The 307-nt window shown below is 53.7% G+C and carries 2 protein-coding genes; one reads left to right on the top strand and one right to left on the bottom strand.

Going from position 1 to position 307, the window contains the following annotated elements; all coding sequences use genetic code 11:
• Positions 1-75, top strand: a 75-nt coding sequence (locus HEN33_RS25725; protein ID WP_096940243.1) for a type I toxin-antitoxin system toxin Ldr family protein, incomplete at its 5' end; no start/stop codon positions are given.
• Between the two features lie 4 nt (positions 76-79).
• On the opposite strand, the gene HEN33_RS26230 is transcribed toward HEN33_RS25725, so the two are convergent.
• Positions 80-307: hypothetical protein (locus tag HEN33_RS26230; protein WP_207108982.1), on the bottom strand; the 228-nt coding region annotated here is incomplete at its 5' end.

Genomic DNA, 307 nt, shown 5'->3' with positions numbered 1-307 from the left:
CATGATTTAGCGGCTCCGGTCATTGCTGGCATTCTTGCCAGTCTGATCGTGAACTGGCTGAACAAGCGGAAGTAACGTGTCAGACGGGCGTCAGGCTGCCGTAATGGCAATTTGCGCCCGGATCAGGCCGCAGGGATAAAACTCTGCGGCCTTTTTCGTAAGAAAAATGCAACGGTTGCAAGCGGATAATATTCTGCGGAATGCGCAGCACAGAGTGAAGAAGTGACGGATTCCGGAACAGAAAAACAGTCGTAGAATCAGCGGCAAGCCGGAAGGGTTCCGGTGAGGCGCAATGTTGCGGGGGCTT

It is taken from the genome of Escherichia sp. 94.0001 (assembly GCF_013369155.2).
In the GTDB taxonomy this organism is placed as follows: domain Bacteria; phylum Pseudomonadota; class Gammaproteobacteria; order Enterobacterales; family Enterobacteriaceae; genus Escherichia; species Escherichia coli_F.
This window is presented reverse-complemented; position numbering and strand designations above follow the sequence as displayed.